Consider the following 16,109-nt stretch of genomic DNA (forward strand, 5'->3'; position numbering starts at 1 on the left):
ACATGAAGCTCGCAGTCGTGGGGGGCGGTTCCACCTACACCCCCGAACTCATCGATGGATTCGCCCGGTTGCGCGACACCCTGCCGGTCAGCGAACTGGTGCTGATCGACCCGGCGGCCGAGCGTCTGGAACTCGTCGGCGGCCTCGCCCGCCGGATCCTCGCCAAACAGGGCCACCCGGCCCAGGTCAGCACCACCGACGACCTGGACACCGGGGTCGAGGGCGCCGACGCCGTACTGCTGCAACTGCGCGTCGGCGGCCAGGCCGCCCGCAACCAGGACGAGACCTGGCCGCTGGAGTGCGGCTGCGTCGGACAGGAGACCACCGGCGCGGGCGGCCTCGCCAAGGCGCTGCGTACGGTACCCGTGGTGCTCGACATCGCCGAACGGGTGCGGCGGGCCGCGCCCGACGCATGGATCATCGACTTCACCAACCCGGTCGGCATCGTCACCCGTGCCCTGCTCCAGGCCGGTCACAAGGCCGTCGGGCTGTGCAACGTGGCGATCGGGCTCCAGCGGAAGTTCGCCGCGCTGCTGGAGGTACCGCCCGAGCGGATCCACCTCGACCACGTGGGCCTCAACCACCTCACCTGGGAGCTGGGCGCCCGCCTCGGCGGCCCGGACGGCGAGGACGTCCTGCCCAAGCTGCTCGCCGAGCACGCCGACACCATCGCCGACGACCTGCGCCTGCCGCGCGCCGTACTCGACCGCCTCGGTGTGGTCCCCTCGTACTACCTGCGGTACTACTACGCGCACGACGAGGTGGTACGGGAGCTGGGCGGCAGGCCGTCACGCGCCGCCGAAGTGGCCGCGATGGAAAGGAAGTTGCTGGCGCTGTACGCCGACCCGGCGCTGGACGAGAAGCCGGAACTGCTCGCCAGGCGCGGCGGCGCCTTCTACTCGGAGGCGGCGGTGGCCCTCGCCTCCTCGCTGCTGCGCACCGTGTCCGTCCAACCGGGCGGCGACGTCCAGGTGGTCAACGCGTACAACAACGGCACGCTGCCGTTCCTCCCCGACCACGCGGTGATCGAGGTACCCGCGGCGGTCGGCCCCGCCGGCGTGCGCCCGCTCCCCGTGCCCGCCCTCGATCCGCTGTACGCCGGGCTGATCGCGGGCGTCACGGCGTACGAGGAGCTGGCGCTGGAAGCGGCGCTGCGCGGCGGCCGTGACCGGGTGTTCAAAGCGCTGCTGGCACACCCCCTGATCGGACAGTACGAGCACGCGGACGGGCTGACCGACCGCCTGATCGCGCACAACCGGGAGCACCTGGCGTGGGCCTGACCACCTCCGAGCCGTCCCTGCCGGGCGGCGTGCTCGCCATCGACGCGGGCAACAGCAAGACCGACGTGGCGATCGTCACCGCTGACGGCTCGGTGCTCGGCACCGCGCGCGGCGCAGGCTTCCACCCGCCGGACGTCGGCGTCGCCAGGGCCGTCGCGGGACTCGCCCCGCTGGTCGCCCTGGCGGCCCACGAGGCCGGACTGCCCCTGGACGAGCGCCCGCTGGTCACGCAGGTCTCCGCGTGCCTGGCCAACGCCGACTTCCCCGTGGAGGAGCAGCAGCTCGAAGTGGCCCTGCACGGCTACGGATGGGGCAGCCGCACCCGGGTGGCCAACGACACCTTCGCGATCCTGCGGGCGGGGGCGGTCGAGCCGCGGGGGGTCGCGGTGGTGTGCGGGGCGGGCATCAACTGCGTGGGGATGCTGCCGGACGGGCGGACCGCCCGCTTTCCGGCGATCGGCCGGATTTCCGGCGACTGGGGCGGTGGCGGGCATCTGGCGGAGGAGGCGCTGTGGTGGGCGGCGCGGGCCGAGGACGGGCGCGGTGAGCCGACCGCGCTGGCCGCGGCGCTGCCCGCGCACTTCGGTCTCGGGTCGATGTACGCGCTGATCGAGGCGCTCCATCTGAAGGAGGTCGCCGCGTCCCGCAAACACGAGTTGGCGCCGCTGCTGTTCCAGGTGGCGGCCGAGGGCGATGCGGTCGCGGCGCGGATCGTGGCGCGGCAGGCCGAGGAGGTCGTCGCCCTGGCGACGGTCGCGCTCGACCGGCTGGGGCTGCTGGCCGAGGAGGCGGTGGTCGTGCTGGGCGGCGGAGTGCTGGCGGCCCGCCATCCGCTGTTGATGGACGGCATCGTCCACCGTCTCACCGCCGCCGCGCCGAAGGCCGTACCACAGGTGGTCACCGCGCCCCCGGTGCTGGGCGCGGCCCTGCTGGGCCTGGACCACGTCGCGGCGCCGGCGCAAGCCCACGCCCGATTGCGGGAACACTACGCGGTGGACGTCAACCAGTTGACAGAAAACTGACCCAAGTCGGTCGAAATGCGGACAGAAACCCACCTGGTGTAGCTCGTTTGCTTGCGGTACCGCACCGGGAACCAATGAGGAGCAACCCGGCGTGATAGCACGGAGGAGGCGCGTCCGGGTTGCGGTCAGGGCAAGATCGTAAGAATCACTAGGTAGATGTCAGTCCTGGTGTCCATACTGGCTGGCTGAGAAGAGTTGTTCCCTCAGGGCCGAGAGGGGGCGATGCGCGGTCAGCGCCCATGGGGGAGGGTCAGGGTGACACATACGCCGACCAGCGGTAGCACGGTGTCGGGGCCCGCATGGCTGCCCGGACCTCGCCGGGCCGCATGGGCCGAGAGCGTCGACCGGCTGAGGGACGCGGCGACCACCGAACCGGGACGACTGCGGATCATCGGCGCGGTACTGGCCCTGCTGGTGCTGGTGTTCGGCGCTGTTACGGCATGGCAGATCAGCGCGCGGTCCACGGCTGCCCGGGATGTGGCCACCCGCAGCGAGCCGCTGAGCGCCGACGCCGCCGAGATCTACCGTTCACTGGCGGACGCCAACACCACGGCGGCGGGCGGCTTCCTGGTCAGCGGCCAGGAGCCGGCGGCGGTGCTGCGGCGCTACCAGAACGATGTGCACACCGCGGCCCAGCTGATAGCCAACGCGGCGGCGAACAGCCAGGGGTCGGCCGACACCCAGAACCAGGTGACGCTGCTCAACGAGCAACTTCCGGTGTACACCGGTCTGGTGGAGACCGCCCGCGCCAACAACCGGCAGGGGCTGCCGTTGGGCGGCGCCTATCTGCGGTACGCCAACGACCAGATGAACGGCACCCTGCTGCCGACCGCGAAGAAGCTCTACCAGGTCGAGACCGGCCGCCTGCACGATGACTACGCCGCGGCCGAGTCGCTGCCCTGGGCCGCCTGGGGGCTCGGCGTCATCGCCCTGGCGGGCCTGGTGTGGGCGCAGCGGCGTACGTACCTGCGCACCAACCGGGTGTTCAACCCGGGGATGCTGGCGGGCACGGCGGCAGCGGGTCTGGCGCTGGTGTGGCTGGTGGTCGGCCACACGTGGGCCCGGGTGGACCTCGGCGACTCCTGGGACCACGGCGGCAAGTCCCTCCAGGTCCTCAACCAGGCGCGGATCGGCTCCCTGCAGGCCCGGGGCAACGAGAACCTGACGCTGGTGGCGCGCGGCGCGGGCGCCGCGTACGAGGACGCGTACGAGAAGGGCATGACCACGCTGGACGGGCCGCGCGGGCAGAAGGGCGCGGGCGGCCTGCTGTCCGAGGCGCTCTCGCTCGCCGACGACTCCGGCGGCCGCACACCGGTCCAGCAGGCGGTCGACGGGGTGGCCGAGTGGCGGTCCCGGCACGCCGTCGCCAACGGTGATGACACGAACGGCGATTACGACTCCGCGCTGGCGTACGTCATCGGCGGCAAGGACTCCTCCGGCAAGGAGATCACGCAGACCACCGGACAGTCCTTCGACGCCGTGGACAAGGGTCTACAGCAGGCCGTCGACCATGAGACGGGCGAGTTCCAGCAGACCGCGGGCGACGCCCGGGACGCACTGACCGGGCTGCCGGAGGGCGCCGCGGTGCTGGCGGTGCTGGCCGCGGCGGGCGCGGTCCTGGGCATCGGCCGACGACTCTCGGAGTACCGGTGAGCGGACGAGGGCAGCGAAGCGGAGAAGGGAGAGAGCCGATGAACGGATCGAGCGGTACCGGGAGGTCCTGGCGGCGCCTTCCCCACCGGCGCCCGCGGCTGCGCGGCTGGGGCGGCGTCGCGGCCATGGCGGGTGCGTGTGCCGTCGCGCTCACCGCGACGGTGCTGCCCCTGCTGCCGTGCGACGCGGCGTCCCAGGGCGCCCAGCCGTCGCAGGGCCCCGGTCTGGCGCGGGCCCAGCAGGTCTCGGTGGATGACTCGTGTGCCCATCCGGAGGCGAGCCTGCGCCCGTCGTCGGCGTCCGGGGACGCGGTGCGGCGGATACAGCAGCGCGGTTATCTGGCCGTCGGCGTCGACCAGAACAGCTATCTGTGGGGATACCGGGACCCCGAGACCGGCCAGATCGTCGGCTTCGACATCGACCTGGTGAAGGCGATCGCCAAGGACGTCCTCGGCGGCGACGCGAAGATCGTCTACAGGACGATCCCGACCGACCAGCGCATCACCGCCCTCCAGCAGCACTCGGTCGACATGGTGGTACGCACCATGTCCATCACCTGCGCCCGGATCAAGCAAGTGGCCTTCTCCACCGCCTACTTCGAGGTCGGCCAGCAGTTGCTGGTGCCCAAGACCGGCACCAGCGTCACCGGTTTCAACGACAGCCTGAACGCCAAGCCGGTCTGCGCGGCCTCCGGTTCGACCGCGGAGGCGCTGCTGGAGAGCCAGTCGCACGGTGCGCAGCTGCTCCGGGTGCCCAACCAGCTGGACTGCCTGGTGCGACTGCAACTCGGACAGGTCGACGCGGTGTTGACAGACAACGCGCTCGCCGCCGGTCAGGCCGCCCAGGACCCCGCCGTACACCTGATCGGCCAGCCGCTCACCCAGGAGACGTACGGCGTGGCGATGAACCTGGGCGACACGGACCTGGTACGCCGGGTGAACAAGGTGCTGGACGACTACCGCGCGGGCGGTGCCAACAGCCCGTGGATGCAGTCGTACAACAAGTGGCTGGCGCACAATCTGCCGGGCGTGACCGGCCCTCCGGCGCCGGTCTACAAGGACTGAGCTCTGCAAGGACCGAGCTCGACAGGGACTGATGCTCCACAAGGACGGGACTCCACGAGGACCTGGGCGAGAGGTGGCAGCGGTGCGCGGCACAAGACCAAGAGGGGAGTTCGATGGCGGCAGCGGGGCCTAGTGGTCCGGTGATGAGCCGGGAGGAGGTGGACCGCGCGATCGCGCGGCTCGGCTCGGAGTACGAGGCCATCGAGTCCTCGCTGCTCGCCCTCCAGGACCATGCGGGCCGCAGGCTGCTCGAAGGGGCCGAGTTGACCGGTGAGACGAAGGAGCGGTGGGCCGCCGCCGAGCCCGCCATCCCGCTGCTGTGGGCGCACTTCGACGCCTATGGCACCGCGCTGCACGCCGCCCGTGAGCTGCGCGGCCGCCGCCGTTGGCCCTCCCCCGGCGATCTGGCGGAGCTGACGGATCTGCTGCGCGGGTCCGGTGTCACGGTCTCCGGCGGCGCGCTGCCGGATCTGGCGCGCACGCTGACCGGCCCGGCCAGACTGAGCGAGCAGATCAGCCTGGAACAGCTCGTGGAGCGGATGAACGGCTGGTACCAGCAGGTCATCGAGGTCGTCTCGGCCTCCGACGCGGTCTGGTCCGCGCTCCCCGCCCGCATCGATCTGCTGTCCGCCGAGGCTCAGAGGGTCCGGTCGCTGGCCCGATCGGTCGGTGTGATGCCCGGCGAGCACCCGGCGGGGGACGATCTGGAGCGGTTGATCGCCGATCTCGCCGCGCTGCGCGCCGAGGTGGTGGCCGATCCGCTGGCCTTCTGGCTGACGCCCAGGGGCGTCGCCGGCGGCCGCCCCGACACCCGCCGTTACGACCGCGCCGAGCACGAGCTGGAGGACATCCGCCGCGAGGTCGAAGCGGTGCTGCACGTACGGGACGACGCCGAGCACCGGCTGCTGCGACTGCGCGATGTGCTCTCGCGCGCCGACCGCACCCTCACCGAGGCCCGCGCCGCGCGCGGCGAGGTGCTGGCCAAGATCGCCGCGTCCGAGGTCCCCGCGGTCAACGGCCCGGCCAATGTGCTGCGCGAGCAGTTGGCGGCCGCCGCCGAATACCACCGGGCGGGCCAGTGGCACCGGCTGTCGCCGCTGCTCGACGGCCTGGAGCAGAGCGCGGACGAGGAACTCGATCGGGCTCGCGCCTCGTTGACCGCGGTGACCGCGCCGCTAGCGGTCCGGGCCGAGCTACGCGGGCGGTTGGACGCGTACAAGGCGAAGGCGGCGCGGCACGGGATGGCGGAGGATCCGCTGCTCGTGGAGCGGTACGACCAGGCACGGCGGCTGCTGTGGAGCGCGCCGTGCGACCTGCGGGCGGCGGAGCACGCGGTGCGGCGCTACCAGCAGGCGGTCGCGGAAGTGCTGGTGCCTGGACAAGGCGGTCCCTCGGACCGTGGAGGAGAATCCCGATGAAGTGTGGACGGCCGGGCTGCGACGGGACGTTGGAAGACGTCGGCGGCGGCGAGCTGTACTGCGATACCTGCGGACTGGCCCCGGTGGCCGGTAACGGCGCTGGCGCTGGCGGAACCGGAAGCTCCGCCGCGGCTGTCCATTCCGCCCCCAGCAGCGGCGCGAGCGTGCCCTCGTCGCGTACCTCGGGGGCCACCTCGTCGCGTTCGTCGTCCTCCCGGCGTTCGGTTTCCGGACGGTTGTCGGGAGTTACCTCCGGCCGCTCGGTGTCGGTGCGCAGCTCGCGGTCCGGCAGCAGTGGTTCGGCGCGCGGCAAGCTCGGCGCGGGGCTGGTGTCGGTACCGACGATTCCGCCGCCCGATCCGCGGGCCGCGGTACTGGCGAACCCGGAGGTCCCGGAGCGCAAGCGGTACTGCAGCAAGTGCGAGGCGCAGGTGGGCCGTTCACGCGGCGACCGGCCCGGCCGCACCGAGGGGTTCTGCACGAAGTGCGGCAACCCGTACTCGTTCAGCCCCAAGCTGCGCGCGGGCGATGTGGTGCACGGGCAGTACGAGGTGGTCGGCTGTCTCGCACACGGCGGTCTGGGCTGGATCTACCTGGCCGTGGACCGGGCGGTCAGCGACCGCTGGGTGGTGCTCAAGGGCCTGTTGGACACCGGGGACGAGGACGCGCTGGCGGCGGCCGTCTCCGAGCGGCGGTTCCTCGCCGAGATCGAGCACCCCAACATCGTCCGCATCTACAACTTCGTCGAGCACCTCGACCAGCGCACCGGCACCCTCGACGGCTACATCGTCATGGAGTACGTGGGTGGCAAGTCGCTGAAGGAGATCGCCAACGACCGGCGGGCCGCCGACGGTCGCCGCGAGCCGCTGCCGGTCGACCAGGCGATCGCCTACGGCATCGAGGCGCTTGAGGCGCTCGGCCATCTGCACAGCCGCAACCTGCTGTACTGCGACTTCAAGGTGGACAACGCGATCCAGCAGGAGGACCGGCTCAAGCTCATCGACATGGGCGCGGTCCGCCGGATGGACGATATGGACAGCCCGATCTACGGCACCATCGGCTACCAGGCGCCCGAGGTCGCCGAGGTCGGTCCATCCGTCGCCTCCGACCTCTACACGGTCGCCCGTACCCTCGCCGTGCTCACCTTCGACTTCCAGGGCTACACCAACGTCTTCGCGGACAGCCTGCCCGATCCGGAGCACATCGAGGTCTTCTCCCGGTACGAGTCCTTCTACCGGCTGCTGGTGCGTGCCACCGACCCCGATCCCGGGCGGCGGTTCGCCTCCGCGGACGAGATGGGTGAACAGCTGACGGGTGTGCTGCGCGAGGTCGTGGCACTGCGTACGGGCAAGCCGCGCCCGTCGCTGTCGACGCTGTTCGGGCCGGAACTGCGGGTGGTCGACACCGGGTTGGTCGCTCCGCGCGAGGGCGAGGTGTCCTCGCTGGGTGCGCGGCCGCTGCCCGCCGGGCGCGGCGGGCTGCTCCGCGTACCGCGCCAGCGCCGCCCGGCGGCGGGCGCGAACGGCGCTTCCGCACCGGGCCGACTCCCCACCACCGTAGGGGTCGGCGCCCCCACGTCCGCGGGCGGCGCCGCGCCGGGCGGTACCGGCCCGGCCGCGCAGGGATCGACCGCACCAGGTCAACTGCCGTCCACGGCCGAGGCGGAGAGCTTCGGCCCCGACTCCCCGCACATGGTGACCGCACGCGGCGGAACCGGCCTTTCGGCCCAGGGCCCGGGCGGGATCGTCGCCGGACTCGACGCACATGCGGCGGCGCTCGCGCTGCCGGTGCCGCTGGTGGATCCGGGCGATCCGAACGCCGGTTTCCTGGCCGGGCTGCTCGCCGCCGCGCCCGCCGAGTTGATCGCGGCGCTGGCCGCGGCGCCCACCGATTCGGTGGAGAAGCGGCTGCGCGAGTTGCGTGCCCGGCTGGAGATGGGCGACCGGAGCAACGCCGCACACGCCCTGACGGCGCTGCAGGAGCAGCACCCGGACGACTGGCGGGTGGTCTGGTACCGCGGGCTGTGGGCGCTCACCGAGGGCGACCACGAGTCCGCGGCGCTCGCCTTCGACGCGATCTACGACGCGTTCCCCGGCGAGTCCGCGCCGAAGCTGGCGCTCGGCATCTGCGCCGAGGTGCTGGGCCAGTTGGACAACGCCGCCGAGTACTACGGGCTGGTGTGGACGACCGACCAGGCGTACGTCAGCGCGGCGTTCGGCCTCGCCCGGGTGCGGCTCGCGGCGGGCGACCGGCCCGCCGCCGTACGGGCCCTGGAGTCGGTCCCCGAGTCCTCGATCCACTACACCGCGGCCCGGGTGGCCACGGTCCGCGCCCGGCTGCGCGCCCGCTCCGCCCAGGACCCGCTGCTCGACGACCTGACGGCCGCCTCCGCGCAGGTGGAGAAGCTGGGCGCGCTGGGGCTGGACGCGGTCCGCCGCGAGGAGTTGGCCACCGAGGTGTTGGGGAGCGCCCTCGACTGGGTGTTGGCGGGGCGGCACGGTACGCCGAGCGGTACGGTGCAGGTCGCCCTGCTGGGCAATGCCGCCCAGGAACAGGAGTTGCGCTTCGGGCTGGAGCGCTCGTACCGCGTCCTGGCCCGGCTCGCCCAGCGTGGCGAGGAAAGGATCGAACTGGTGGAGCGGGCCAACCGCTTCCGCCCCCGGACGTGGGTGTAGCCAATGCCGCAACTGACCGTCTGCCCGTCCTGCGCCGAACGGCTGGAACCCGAGGACAAGTTCTGCGGCAACTGCGGCACGAATCTCGCCGCCGCGGCGAGCGCGCCCGTCACGCCCGAACCCGAACCGGCACGCAAACCGTGGCAGCCGCCGTCCGGCCCGGACGGCGCGCTCTTCGCACCGCGGGCCGGGGAGCCGGCTGACGAGACGGCCGCCCGCGACCCGTACGGCCACCAACCCGAGCGGCCGGCGACGGGATACAGCCCGCCGCCACCCCGCCAGGAACCGGCGGCAGGTGACTACGGGCTCGCGCCGCCCGAGCGGTCCGGGTCCGCCACCCCGTACCGCACGCCGCAGCCGGACCACTCGGCCGCCGGTGTGGTGCCGCGGGCCGGGGCCGCGGACCCGCGTGAGGTGCTGCTCGCCGAAGCGGACCCCGCGGCCCGGATCTGCGTGGCGTGCGGCACCGGCGCCGTTGACGCCGACGGCTACTGCGAGCACTGCGGCCACGCGCAGCCGCGCGAACGCGACCACATGGAGCAGGAACTGGCCGGGGTGGCCGCGGTGACCGACCGGGGTCTGCGGCACCACCGCAACGAGGACGCCTTCGCGGTCTCCGAGATCGCGCTGCCGGACGGCACCCCCGCGGTCATCGCGGTGGTCTGCGACGGTGTGTCCTCGGCGGCCCGCCCCGACGAGGCATCCGCCGCCGCGTCCCAGTCGGCGGACGCGTCGCTGCGTGCCGCGCTCGCGGACGGCGTCGCGCCGCGCGACGCGATGCACGAGGCGCTGCTCATCGCCGCCGAGTCGGTCAACTCCCTTGCCCAGGGCCATGAGTCGGACCCGGGCCACAACGCACCGGCGTGCACCTGTGTGAGTGCCATCACCGCCGGTGATCTGCTCACCGTCGGCTGGATCGGTGACAGCCGGGCGTACTGGATCCCGGACGACCGCACCGCCGAGCAGCCCGCCCGGCTCACCGAGGACGACTCCTGGGCGGCCCGGATGGTCGAGGCGGGGCTGATGTCCGAGGCCGAGGCGTACGCGGACGCACGGGCCCACGCGATCACCGGCTGGCTCGGCGCGGACGCCGTGGAACTCGATCCGCACACCGCTTCCTTCCAGCCCGACCGGCCGGGTGTGGTGGTGGTGTGCACCGACGGGCTGTGGAACTACGCCGAGTCAGCCGCCGAGTTGGCGGCGGTGGTGCCCGCCGACGCCCGCAGCCAGCCGTTGCGCTGCGCACGGACGCTGGTCGGGGTGGCGCTCGACGGAGGCGGCCACGACAACGTGACGGTCGCGGTGCTGCCGTTCCCGGTGCCGGAGCCGAGCTGACCGCGCCGTGCGCGCGCAACCGTTCGTACACCGCCGCACGCTGATGAGCCACATGCCGACAAAAGGCGTCAAGGAGCCCGTCGATGGCCAATTTCTCGAAGTCGCAGGTCCCGCAGTTCACCGCGGAGGTCTACCAGAACGAATACCTGCCGGAAGGCGCCAGTGAGGTCAACGCGATCGTCACGGTGACCTCCACCGGCGGCGGCACCACGGGCAGGCAGCCGGGACCCAGCGGGTCGAACGCCGCTGTGGTGATCATGGTGGACTGTTCCGGGTCGATGGACTATCCGCCGACCAAGATGCGCAACGCCCGGGACGCGACGGCCGCCGCGATCGACACCATCCGCGACGGTGTGGCGTTCGCGGTGGTCGCGGGCACCCACAAGGCCGAGGAGGTCTACCCCGGCAACGGCCGGGTGGCGACCGCCGACCCCGCCACCCGCGAGCAGGCCAAGCAGGCGCTGCGCAAGCTCAAGCCGAGCGGCGGCACCGCGATCGGCACCTGGCTGCGGCTCGCCGACCGGCTGCTGTCATCGGCTGATGTCGCGATACGCCACGGGATCCTGCTGACCGACGGCCGCAACGAGCATGAGAAGCCGGAGGAGTTGCGAGCCGCCCTGGACGCGTGCGCCGGCCGGTTCACCTGTGACTGCCGTGGTGTCGGCACCGACTGGGAGGTCAAGGAGGTCACCGGGATCGCTTCGGCGCTGCTCGGTACCGCCGACATCGTCGCCGACCCCGCCGGTCTCGAAGCGGACTTCCGCCAGATGATGGAGACCGCGATGGGCAAGGAGGTCGCGGATGTGGGCCTGCGGCTGTGGACCCCGCAGGGCACGCGGATCAAGTACGTGAAGCAGGTCGCGCCCACCGTGGAGGACCTCACCGACCGCCGCGTCGAGGCCGGGCCGCGGGCCGGTGACTATCCGACCGGTTCCTGGGGCGACGAGTCGCGCGACTACCACGTGTGTGTGGAGGTGCCGCCCGCCGGTGTCGGCCAGGAGATGCTGGCCGCACGGGTCTCGCTGGTGCTGCCGTCCGGCGACGGCGGCGCACCACAGGTGTTGAGCCAGGGCCTGGTACGCGCCGTGTGGACCGACGACATGGCCGCCTCCACCAAGATCAACGCCCAGGTCGCGCACTACACGGGCCAGGCCGAGCTGGCCCAGGTGATCCAACAGGGCCTGGAAGCCCGCAAGGCGGGCGATCTGGACTCGGCTACCGCCAAGCTGGGGCGTGCGGTGCAACTCGCAGCGGAGTCCGGCAATGAGGACACCGCGAAGCTGCTGGCCAAGGTGGTGGACGTGGTCGACGTGGCGACAGGTACTGTGCGGCTGAAGCAGAAGGTCGCGGACGCCGACGAGATGACTCTGGAGACGCGTTCCACAAAGACCGTCCGAGTGAAGAAGTAGGCACCTGGGCACACTTGGGTGCGATGGGAGGGGGACTTACCGACATGCCGACCTGTCCTAACGGCCACCAGTCGCAAAGCGACGACTGGTGCGAGGTGTGCGGGCTGCGCATGTCCGCGCCCGCGTCCGGCCCTGGCCTGCCGGCGGCTCCCCCTCCCCCACCGTCCGCCTTCTCGCCCGCCGCGGTCGACCCGGACGCGACCGTGGCCGCCGAGCCCTGCCCGAGCTGCGGCACGCTGCGCGAGGGCCAGGCGGCGTTCTGCGAGGAGTGCCGCTACAACTTCCTGAACCACACCGTGTCGTCGTTCCCGCCGCCGCCCCCGCCGCCGTACTCCCGGCCGAACTACCCCCCGCCGTACGAGCGGACGAGCTCACGCCCCTCGCAGATGAACCGCCCCGCCGAACCGCTGCTGCCGGGCGCCACGGTCTCCGGCGTGGCCGAGGGAGGTGGCGACGGCGGTGACTTCCTGCTGTCCCCGCCGAGCGGCGGCAGGTCCGCCACATCGGAAGCCTCCGCGACGCCCGAACCGCTGGTACGGCACGAGGAGTCCGAGCGGCCGGGCGCCACGGCCACGGAATCAGCGGATCCGGCGACCGGCAACTGGACGGCGATCGTGGCCGCCGACCGCGAGTACTTCACGGCGATGATGGCGCGCAGCGAATCCGATGGCGCGGGGCTGTACTTCCCCACGTACTCGCCCGAGCAGTACGTTCCGCTCACCGGCGCACAGGTCACCGTCGGCCGCCGCAGGCACAGCACCGGTGAGGCCCCGGACATCGACCTGTCCCGTCCGCCGGAGGACCCCGGCGTCTCCCACAAACACGCCGTACTGGTCCGCAAACCGGACGGCGGCTGGTCGGTGATCGACCAGGACTCGACCAACGGCACCACGGTCAACGGCGGCGCCGATCCCATCGCCCCGTTCCAGCCGGTCGACCTGGCCGACGGCGACCGGGTGCACGTCGGCGCGTGGACGACGATCACCCTGCGGCGCGGCTAGGCGGTTCGGGGTTTGCCCCAAGGGCGTTGGGAGGCTCGCCGCAGGGGGTTTGGGGGGTGCCCCCAAGAAGACTCCCGCCGCAACGGCGAGCAACCACGACGACGCGGCCCGGCGGTGCTCAACCGGCGCACCCCCTCGAAGGCACGCCGGGCAGGCTAGCGCAGCGGCCACGTGTGCGGGCCGTCGGGTGTGTCCAGCCAGGCCCATTGGCGCGAGCCCGCGATGGTGACGCCGAAGCGTTCCCGTTCCGGATAGCGCTCGCGCCGCCAGAGGTCATAGGTCTCCTCGACCAGCGCCCACAGATCACGGGGCCCGATGACCAGTACCGTGCCGTCGCGCTGCGCGCGGGCCGCGCAGCCGTCGGGCGCGGTGAGCGCCACGCCGCGCCCGCCGAACGCCCAGTTGACGTCCAGCTCGCCTGCCGCCAGGGCGAGGACGAACCGGAAGACGTCGTCATCCAGCACCCACGGCGGGGTGTGGGTGCCGCGCACCCGCTCGTTCGCCCCGCCCGCACCCACTGGCTCCGGAGCCGGCGCCGGGCGCTGCGGGGCGCCTTGCCCCCGCAGCGAGACGAAGTACGCGGGTGTGCTCAGGAAGCGGCCCTCGGCGTACGTGGCGTCGGCGACGCGCAGTGCGACCAGACCGTCCGCGATCGGTGCCAGCACCATGCCGCCCGGTTGGCATTGCCGCAGCCATGCACCGGGTACCGAGGACAGCTCGCAGGTGGCCATGATCCGGTCGAACGGAGCGCGTTCATGACAGCCCAGCGCGCCGTCCCCGGTGAGCACCGTGACCCGCCCGGGCCCCTCGGCCCACGCACCGAATCCGGCGGTCGCCAGATGCTCCCGGGCCGCCTCGGTGATCTCCTCATCGAGATCGACGGTGCTGACGGCGTGACCGCCGAGGCGGTGGGCGAGCAGTGCCGCGTTGTAACCGGTCCCGGTACCGATCTCCAGTACCGTCTGCCCCTCCCGCATATCCAGTGCCTCCAGCATCGCCGCCATCAGCGAGGGCTGACTGCTGGACGAGACCAGCACGCCCTCGTGGACCTTGGTGACCAGCGGGATGTCGTCGTAGGCCCCGGACAGCCAGCGGACCCGGCGGCGTGGGTCGGGGTCGTCCTCGGACAGCCGATCCCAGCCCCGGCCGCCAGGGTACGGGCGGTAGTAGTAGGGCACGAAGACATGCCGCGGCACCTGCTCGAACGCCGCTCGCCATGCCGGGTCCCGCAGCATCCCGGCGTCCATGATCCGCCGTACCAACCGCGTACGGAGCAGCTGCGCGGTGTGCGCCCAACGGTCCGATTCCACGCTTCCACTGTGGTACCCGCGGACCTACGACCCAAGTCGTCCGCCGGGCCATCTGCGACCATGGAGGGACGCCGCGAATCGGAAAGCATGGCAAGGAAGGTTTCAGTGACCGAGATCCCGCGCGGAACGGTACAGCAGCAGACGTTCTTCGACGCCGTCGGCGGTGAGCCGACCTTCCGTCGTCTGGTGCACCGCTTCTACGAAGGGGTGGCGGGCGACCCGATCCTGCGCCCGATGTATCCCGAGGAAGACCTGGGCCCGGCAGAGAAGCGCCTCACGCTGTTCCTCATGCAGTACTGGGGCGGTCCGCGCACCTACAGCGAGAACCGCGGACATCCCCGGCTGCGGATGCGGCACGTGCCGTTCCAGGTCGACCGCGCCGCCCATGACGCGTGGCTCGCCCACATGCGCGACGCCGTCGACGAACTGCAGCTGGCCCCCGAGCACGAGCGCCAGCTGTGGGACTACCTGGTGTACGCCGCCAACTCCATGATCAACACCACCGGCTGACGTCGGCTGACGAACGTTGCCCCTTTTCCGGGGGCAACGGCTTTCCGGGTGGCTTTCCGGGGCCTTCGGGCCCCGCTTCTCGGTGTCGGCCAACCGCGCTTCCCCGGGGAACGGCGAATTTTCGGGAGGCCCCCGGACCCGGCCGAGTCGGCAACACTTTCCCGTCGCAACGGCGAGCAACCACAACGGCGTGGCTCAGCGGCGCCAAACCCACCGCAACCCCCCAAAAAACCCGCCAAGGGCCCGGCGCACGCACCAAGACCGCCGGGCTGACCGCCGAATCCAAAAATCCGCCGGAAGGGCACTAAAGCGGGGTGACCGCCAGCCCCGGCCCGGTCGAACGGCGCACCGCGATCGAACCGTACGGCGTGCCCAGCCGCAGCCAGGGACCGGACGCGAACAGCGCACCGCCCTCCGCACCCGCTGAACCGCCGGTCCCGGCCGAAACCCGTACCGGCCGAAGGAACCCCAGCGCGTTCGCGGCATGCACCGCGCGCAGCGGCAAAGGGGTGTCGCCGAGGTGCCGAGACCAGATCTCCTCAGCGAGCGCGTCGAGTTCACCGCGGGTGCGCCGGTCCGGTTCCAACGCCTCGGTACGGGCGCGGAATTCGGCGATGACGCGAGCCGCGGCGGCCCTCAACTGCTCAGCGTCGAACTCGGCGATCCGCTGCCAGCCGCCTCGCGGAGGCAGCACACCGGCCCAGGACGGCCCGGTCACCCCCGGCGGAACGGCGGCCACCACCGCCGATTCATCGACACCGTCCAGGAGTTGGCCCGCCGAGACCGTCACGTCGAAGGCGTACGACTCGGCGAGCGCACCGGTGCGTACCGCCAGCACGCCGCCGAACGGCGGCTGGCCGAAGACCGCGAGCGCCGGGCCCGCCGCCTGCAGCCGTACCACCGCCGACTTGTCCCAGCGGACCAGCCGGACGAGGAAGGCGGCGAGATCCGCCGCCTCCCCGAGGTCAGCCAGCCGCACCTGGCCGGGGAGCGCCGTCATACGGCGACGGCCTCCTCAGCCTGGTCGTCCTCGAGGAACGCCTCCAGGAACCCACGCTCCTCGGCCGTGATGCGGCGTGGCCGCCCCGCGGCGAGGTCGTAGGGCACCACGACGGTCATCGCCCGCACGTACACCTGCTCGTCGTCCTTGACCTCGTACGAGTAGCGGACCGAAGCCGCGCTGATCTTCGTCACCCAGGTCTCGACGGTCACCGGCTCGTACCGGTGGACCAACGGGCGCAGGTAGTCGATCTCATGGCGGGCGACCACGGACCCCCCGGAGAAGGAGTCACTGCCTTCTCCGGGTGCCAGTCGGAACGTGAGGTCGATCCGTGCCTCCTCCAGGTAGCGGAGGAAGACCGCGTTGTTGACATGGCCGAAGGCGTCCATGTCCGACCAACGCAGTGGACAGCGGTAGATATGGCGGGCCATC

General features: G+C 72.0%; 13 protein-coding genes. 10 read left to right on the forward strand and 3 right to left on the reverse strand.

Features of this window, described 5'->3' with window-relative positions:
* The first annotated feature begins 2 nt into the window (after window positions 1-2).
* From P2L57_RS22130 to P2L57_RS22170, 9 genes are all read left to right on the forward strand, one after another.
* Window positions 3-1,280 carry a 6-phospho-beta-glucosidase gene (locus P2L57_RS22130; RefSeq protein ID WP_275817221.1) on the forward strand — a complete coding sequence of 426 codons (1,278 nt, stop codon included), beginning with the start codon at window positions 3-5 and terminating at the stop codon, window positions 1,278-1,280.
* Complete coding sequence (locus P2L57_RS22135; protein WP_275817223.1) at window positions 1,271-2,302, forward strand: N-acetylglucosamine kinase; 1,032 nt, start codon at window positions 1,271-1,273, stop codon at window positions 2,300-2,302. Before P2L57_RS22130 ends, P2L57_RS22135 begins: the two co-directional genes overlap by 10 nt.
* A gap of 222 nt (window positions 2,303-2,524) precedes the next feature.
* A complete protein-coding gene (locus tag P2L57_RS22140) occupies window positions 2,525-3,955 on the forward strand; it encodes a GlnX family signal transduction membrane protein (protein ID WP_303656566.1) in 1,431 nt (476 codons plus the stop codon).
* Window positions 3,956-3,993: 38 nt separating this feature from the next.
* The gene (locus P2L57_RS22145) at window positions 3,994-5,019 is read left to right on the forward strand and encodes a glutamate ABC transporter substrate-binding protein (RefSeq protein WP_275817227.1); all 1,026 of its coding nucleotides are present in this window, start codon (window positions 3,994-3,996) and stop codon (window positions 5,017-5,019) included.
* A 113-nt stretch (window positions 5,020-5,132) separates the two neighbouring features.
* Window positions 5,133-6,437, forward strand: a complete 1,305-nt coding sequence (locus P2L57_RS22150) for a hypothetical protein (RefSeq protein WP_275817229.1) — start codon at window positions 5,133-5,135, stop codon at window positions 6,435-6,437.
* Window positions 6,434-9,112, forward strand: a complete 2,679-nt coding sequence (locus P2L57_RS22155; RefSeq protein ID WP_275817231.1) for a serine/threonine-protein kinase — start codon at window positions 6,434-6,436, stop codon at window positions 9,110-9,112. The genes P2L57_RS22150 and P2L57_RS22155 overlap by 4 nt, the downstream gene beginning before the upstream one ends.
* Window positions 9,113-9,115: 3 nt before the next feature.
* Window positions 9,116-10,447: a PP2C family protein-serine/threonine phosphatase gene (locus P2L57_RS22160; RefSeq protein WP_275817233.1), complete on the forward strand. Its 1,332-nt coding sequence runs from the start codon at window positions 9,116-9,118 to the stop codon at window positions 10,445-10,447.
* Window positions 10,448-10,530: 83 nt separating this feature from the next.
* Window positions 10,531-11,856, forward strand: coding sequence for a vWA domain-containing protein (locus P2L57_RS22165; protein ID WP_275817235.1), 1,326 nt, complete (start codon window positions 10,531-10,533; stop codon window positions 11,854-11,856).
* A 44-nt stretch (window positions 11,857-11,900) separates the two neighbouring features.
* The gene (locus P2L57_RS22170) at window positions 11,901-12,857 is read left to right on the forward strand and encodes an FHA domain-containing protein (protein WP_275817237.1); all 957 of its coding nucleotides are present in this window, start codon (window positions 11,901-11,903) and stop codon (window positions 12,855-12,857) included.
* Window positions 12,858-13,012: 155 nt separating this feature from the next.
* Here the strand turns inward: P2L57_RS22170 and P2L57_RS22175 are convergent, their stop codons facing one another.
* On the reverse strand, window positions 13,013-14,167 hold the full coding sequence (locus P2L57_RS22175; protein WP_372515854.1) for a methyltransferase domain-containing protein: 1,155 nt from the start codon (window positions 14,165-14,167) through the stop codon (window positions 13,013-13,015).
* Window positions 14,168-14,272: 105 nt separating this feature from the next.
* Between P2L57_RS22175 and P2L57_RS22180 the strand changes: the two genes are divergently transcribed.
* Window positions 14,273-14,677 (forward strand): globin, encoded by a 405-nt coding sequence (locus P2L57_RS22180; protein ID WP_275817239.1) that lies wholly within the window; start codon window positions 14,273-14,275, stop codon window positions 14,675-14,677.
* A gap of 304 nt (window positions 14,678-14,981) precedes the next feature.
* Here the strand turns inward: P2L57_RS22180 and P2L57_RS22185 are convergent, their stop codons facing one another.
* Both P2L57_RS22185 and P2L57_RS22190 read right to left on the reverse strand, forming a co-directional pair.
* On the reverse strand, window positions 14,982-15,677 hold the full coding sequence (locus P2L57_RS22185) for a DUF8185 domain-containing protein (protein ID WP_275817241.1): 696 nt from the start codon (window positions 15,675-15,677) through the stop codon (window positions 14,982-14,984).
* Window positions 15,674-16,108: an acyl-CoA thioesterase gene (locus P2L57_RS22190; protein WP_275817243.1), complete on the reverse strand. Its 435-nt coding sequence runs from the start codon at window positions 16,106-16,108 to the stop codon at window positions 15,674-15,676. Before P2L57_RS22190 ends, P2L57_RS22185 begins: the two co-directional genes overlap by 4 nt.
* Between the last annotated feature and the right edge of the window lies 1 nt (window position 16,109).

Origin of the sequence: Streptantibioticus ferralitis, from assembly GCF_029223525.1 — a bacterium.
Lineage (GTDB): Bacteria > Actinomycetota > Actinomycetes > Streptomycetales > Streptomycetaceae > Streptantibioticus_A > Streptantibioticus_A ferralitis.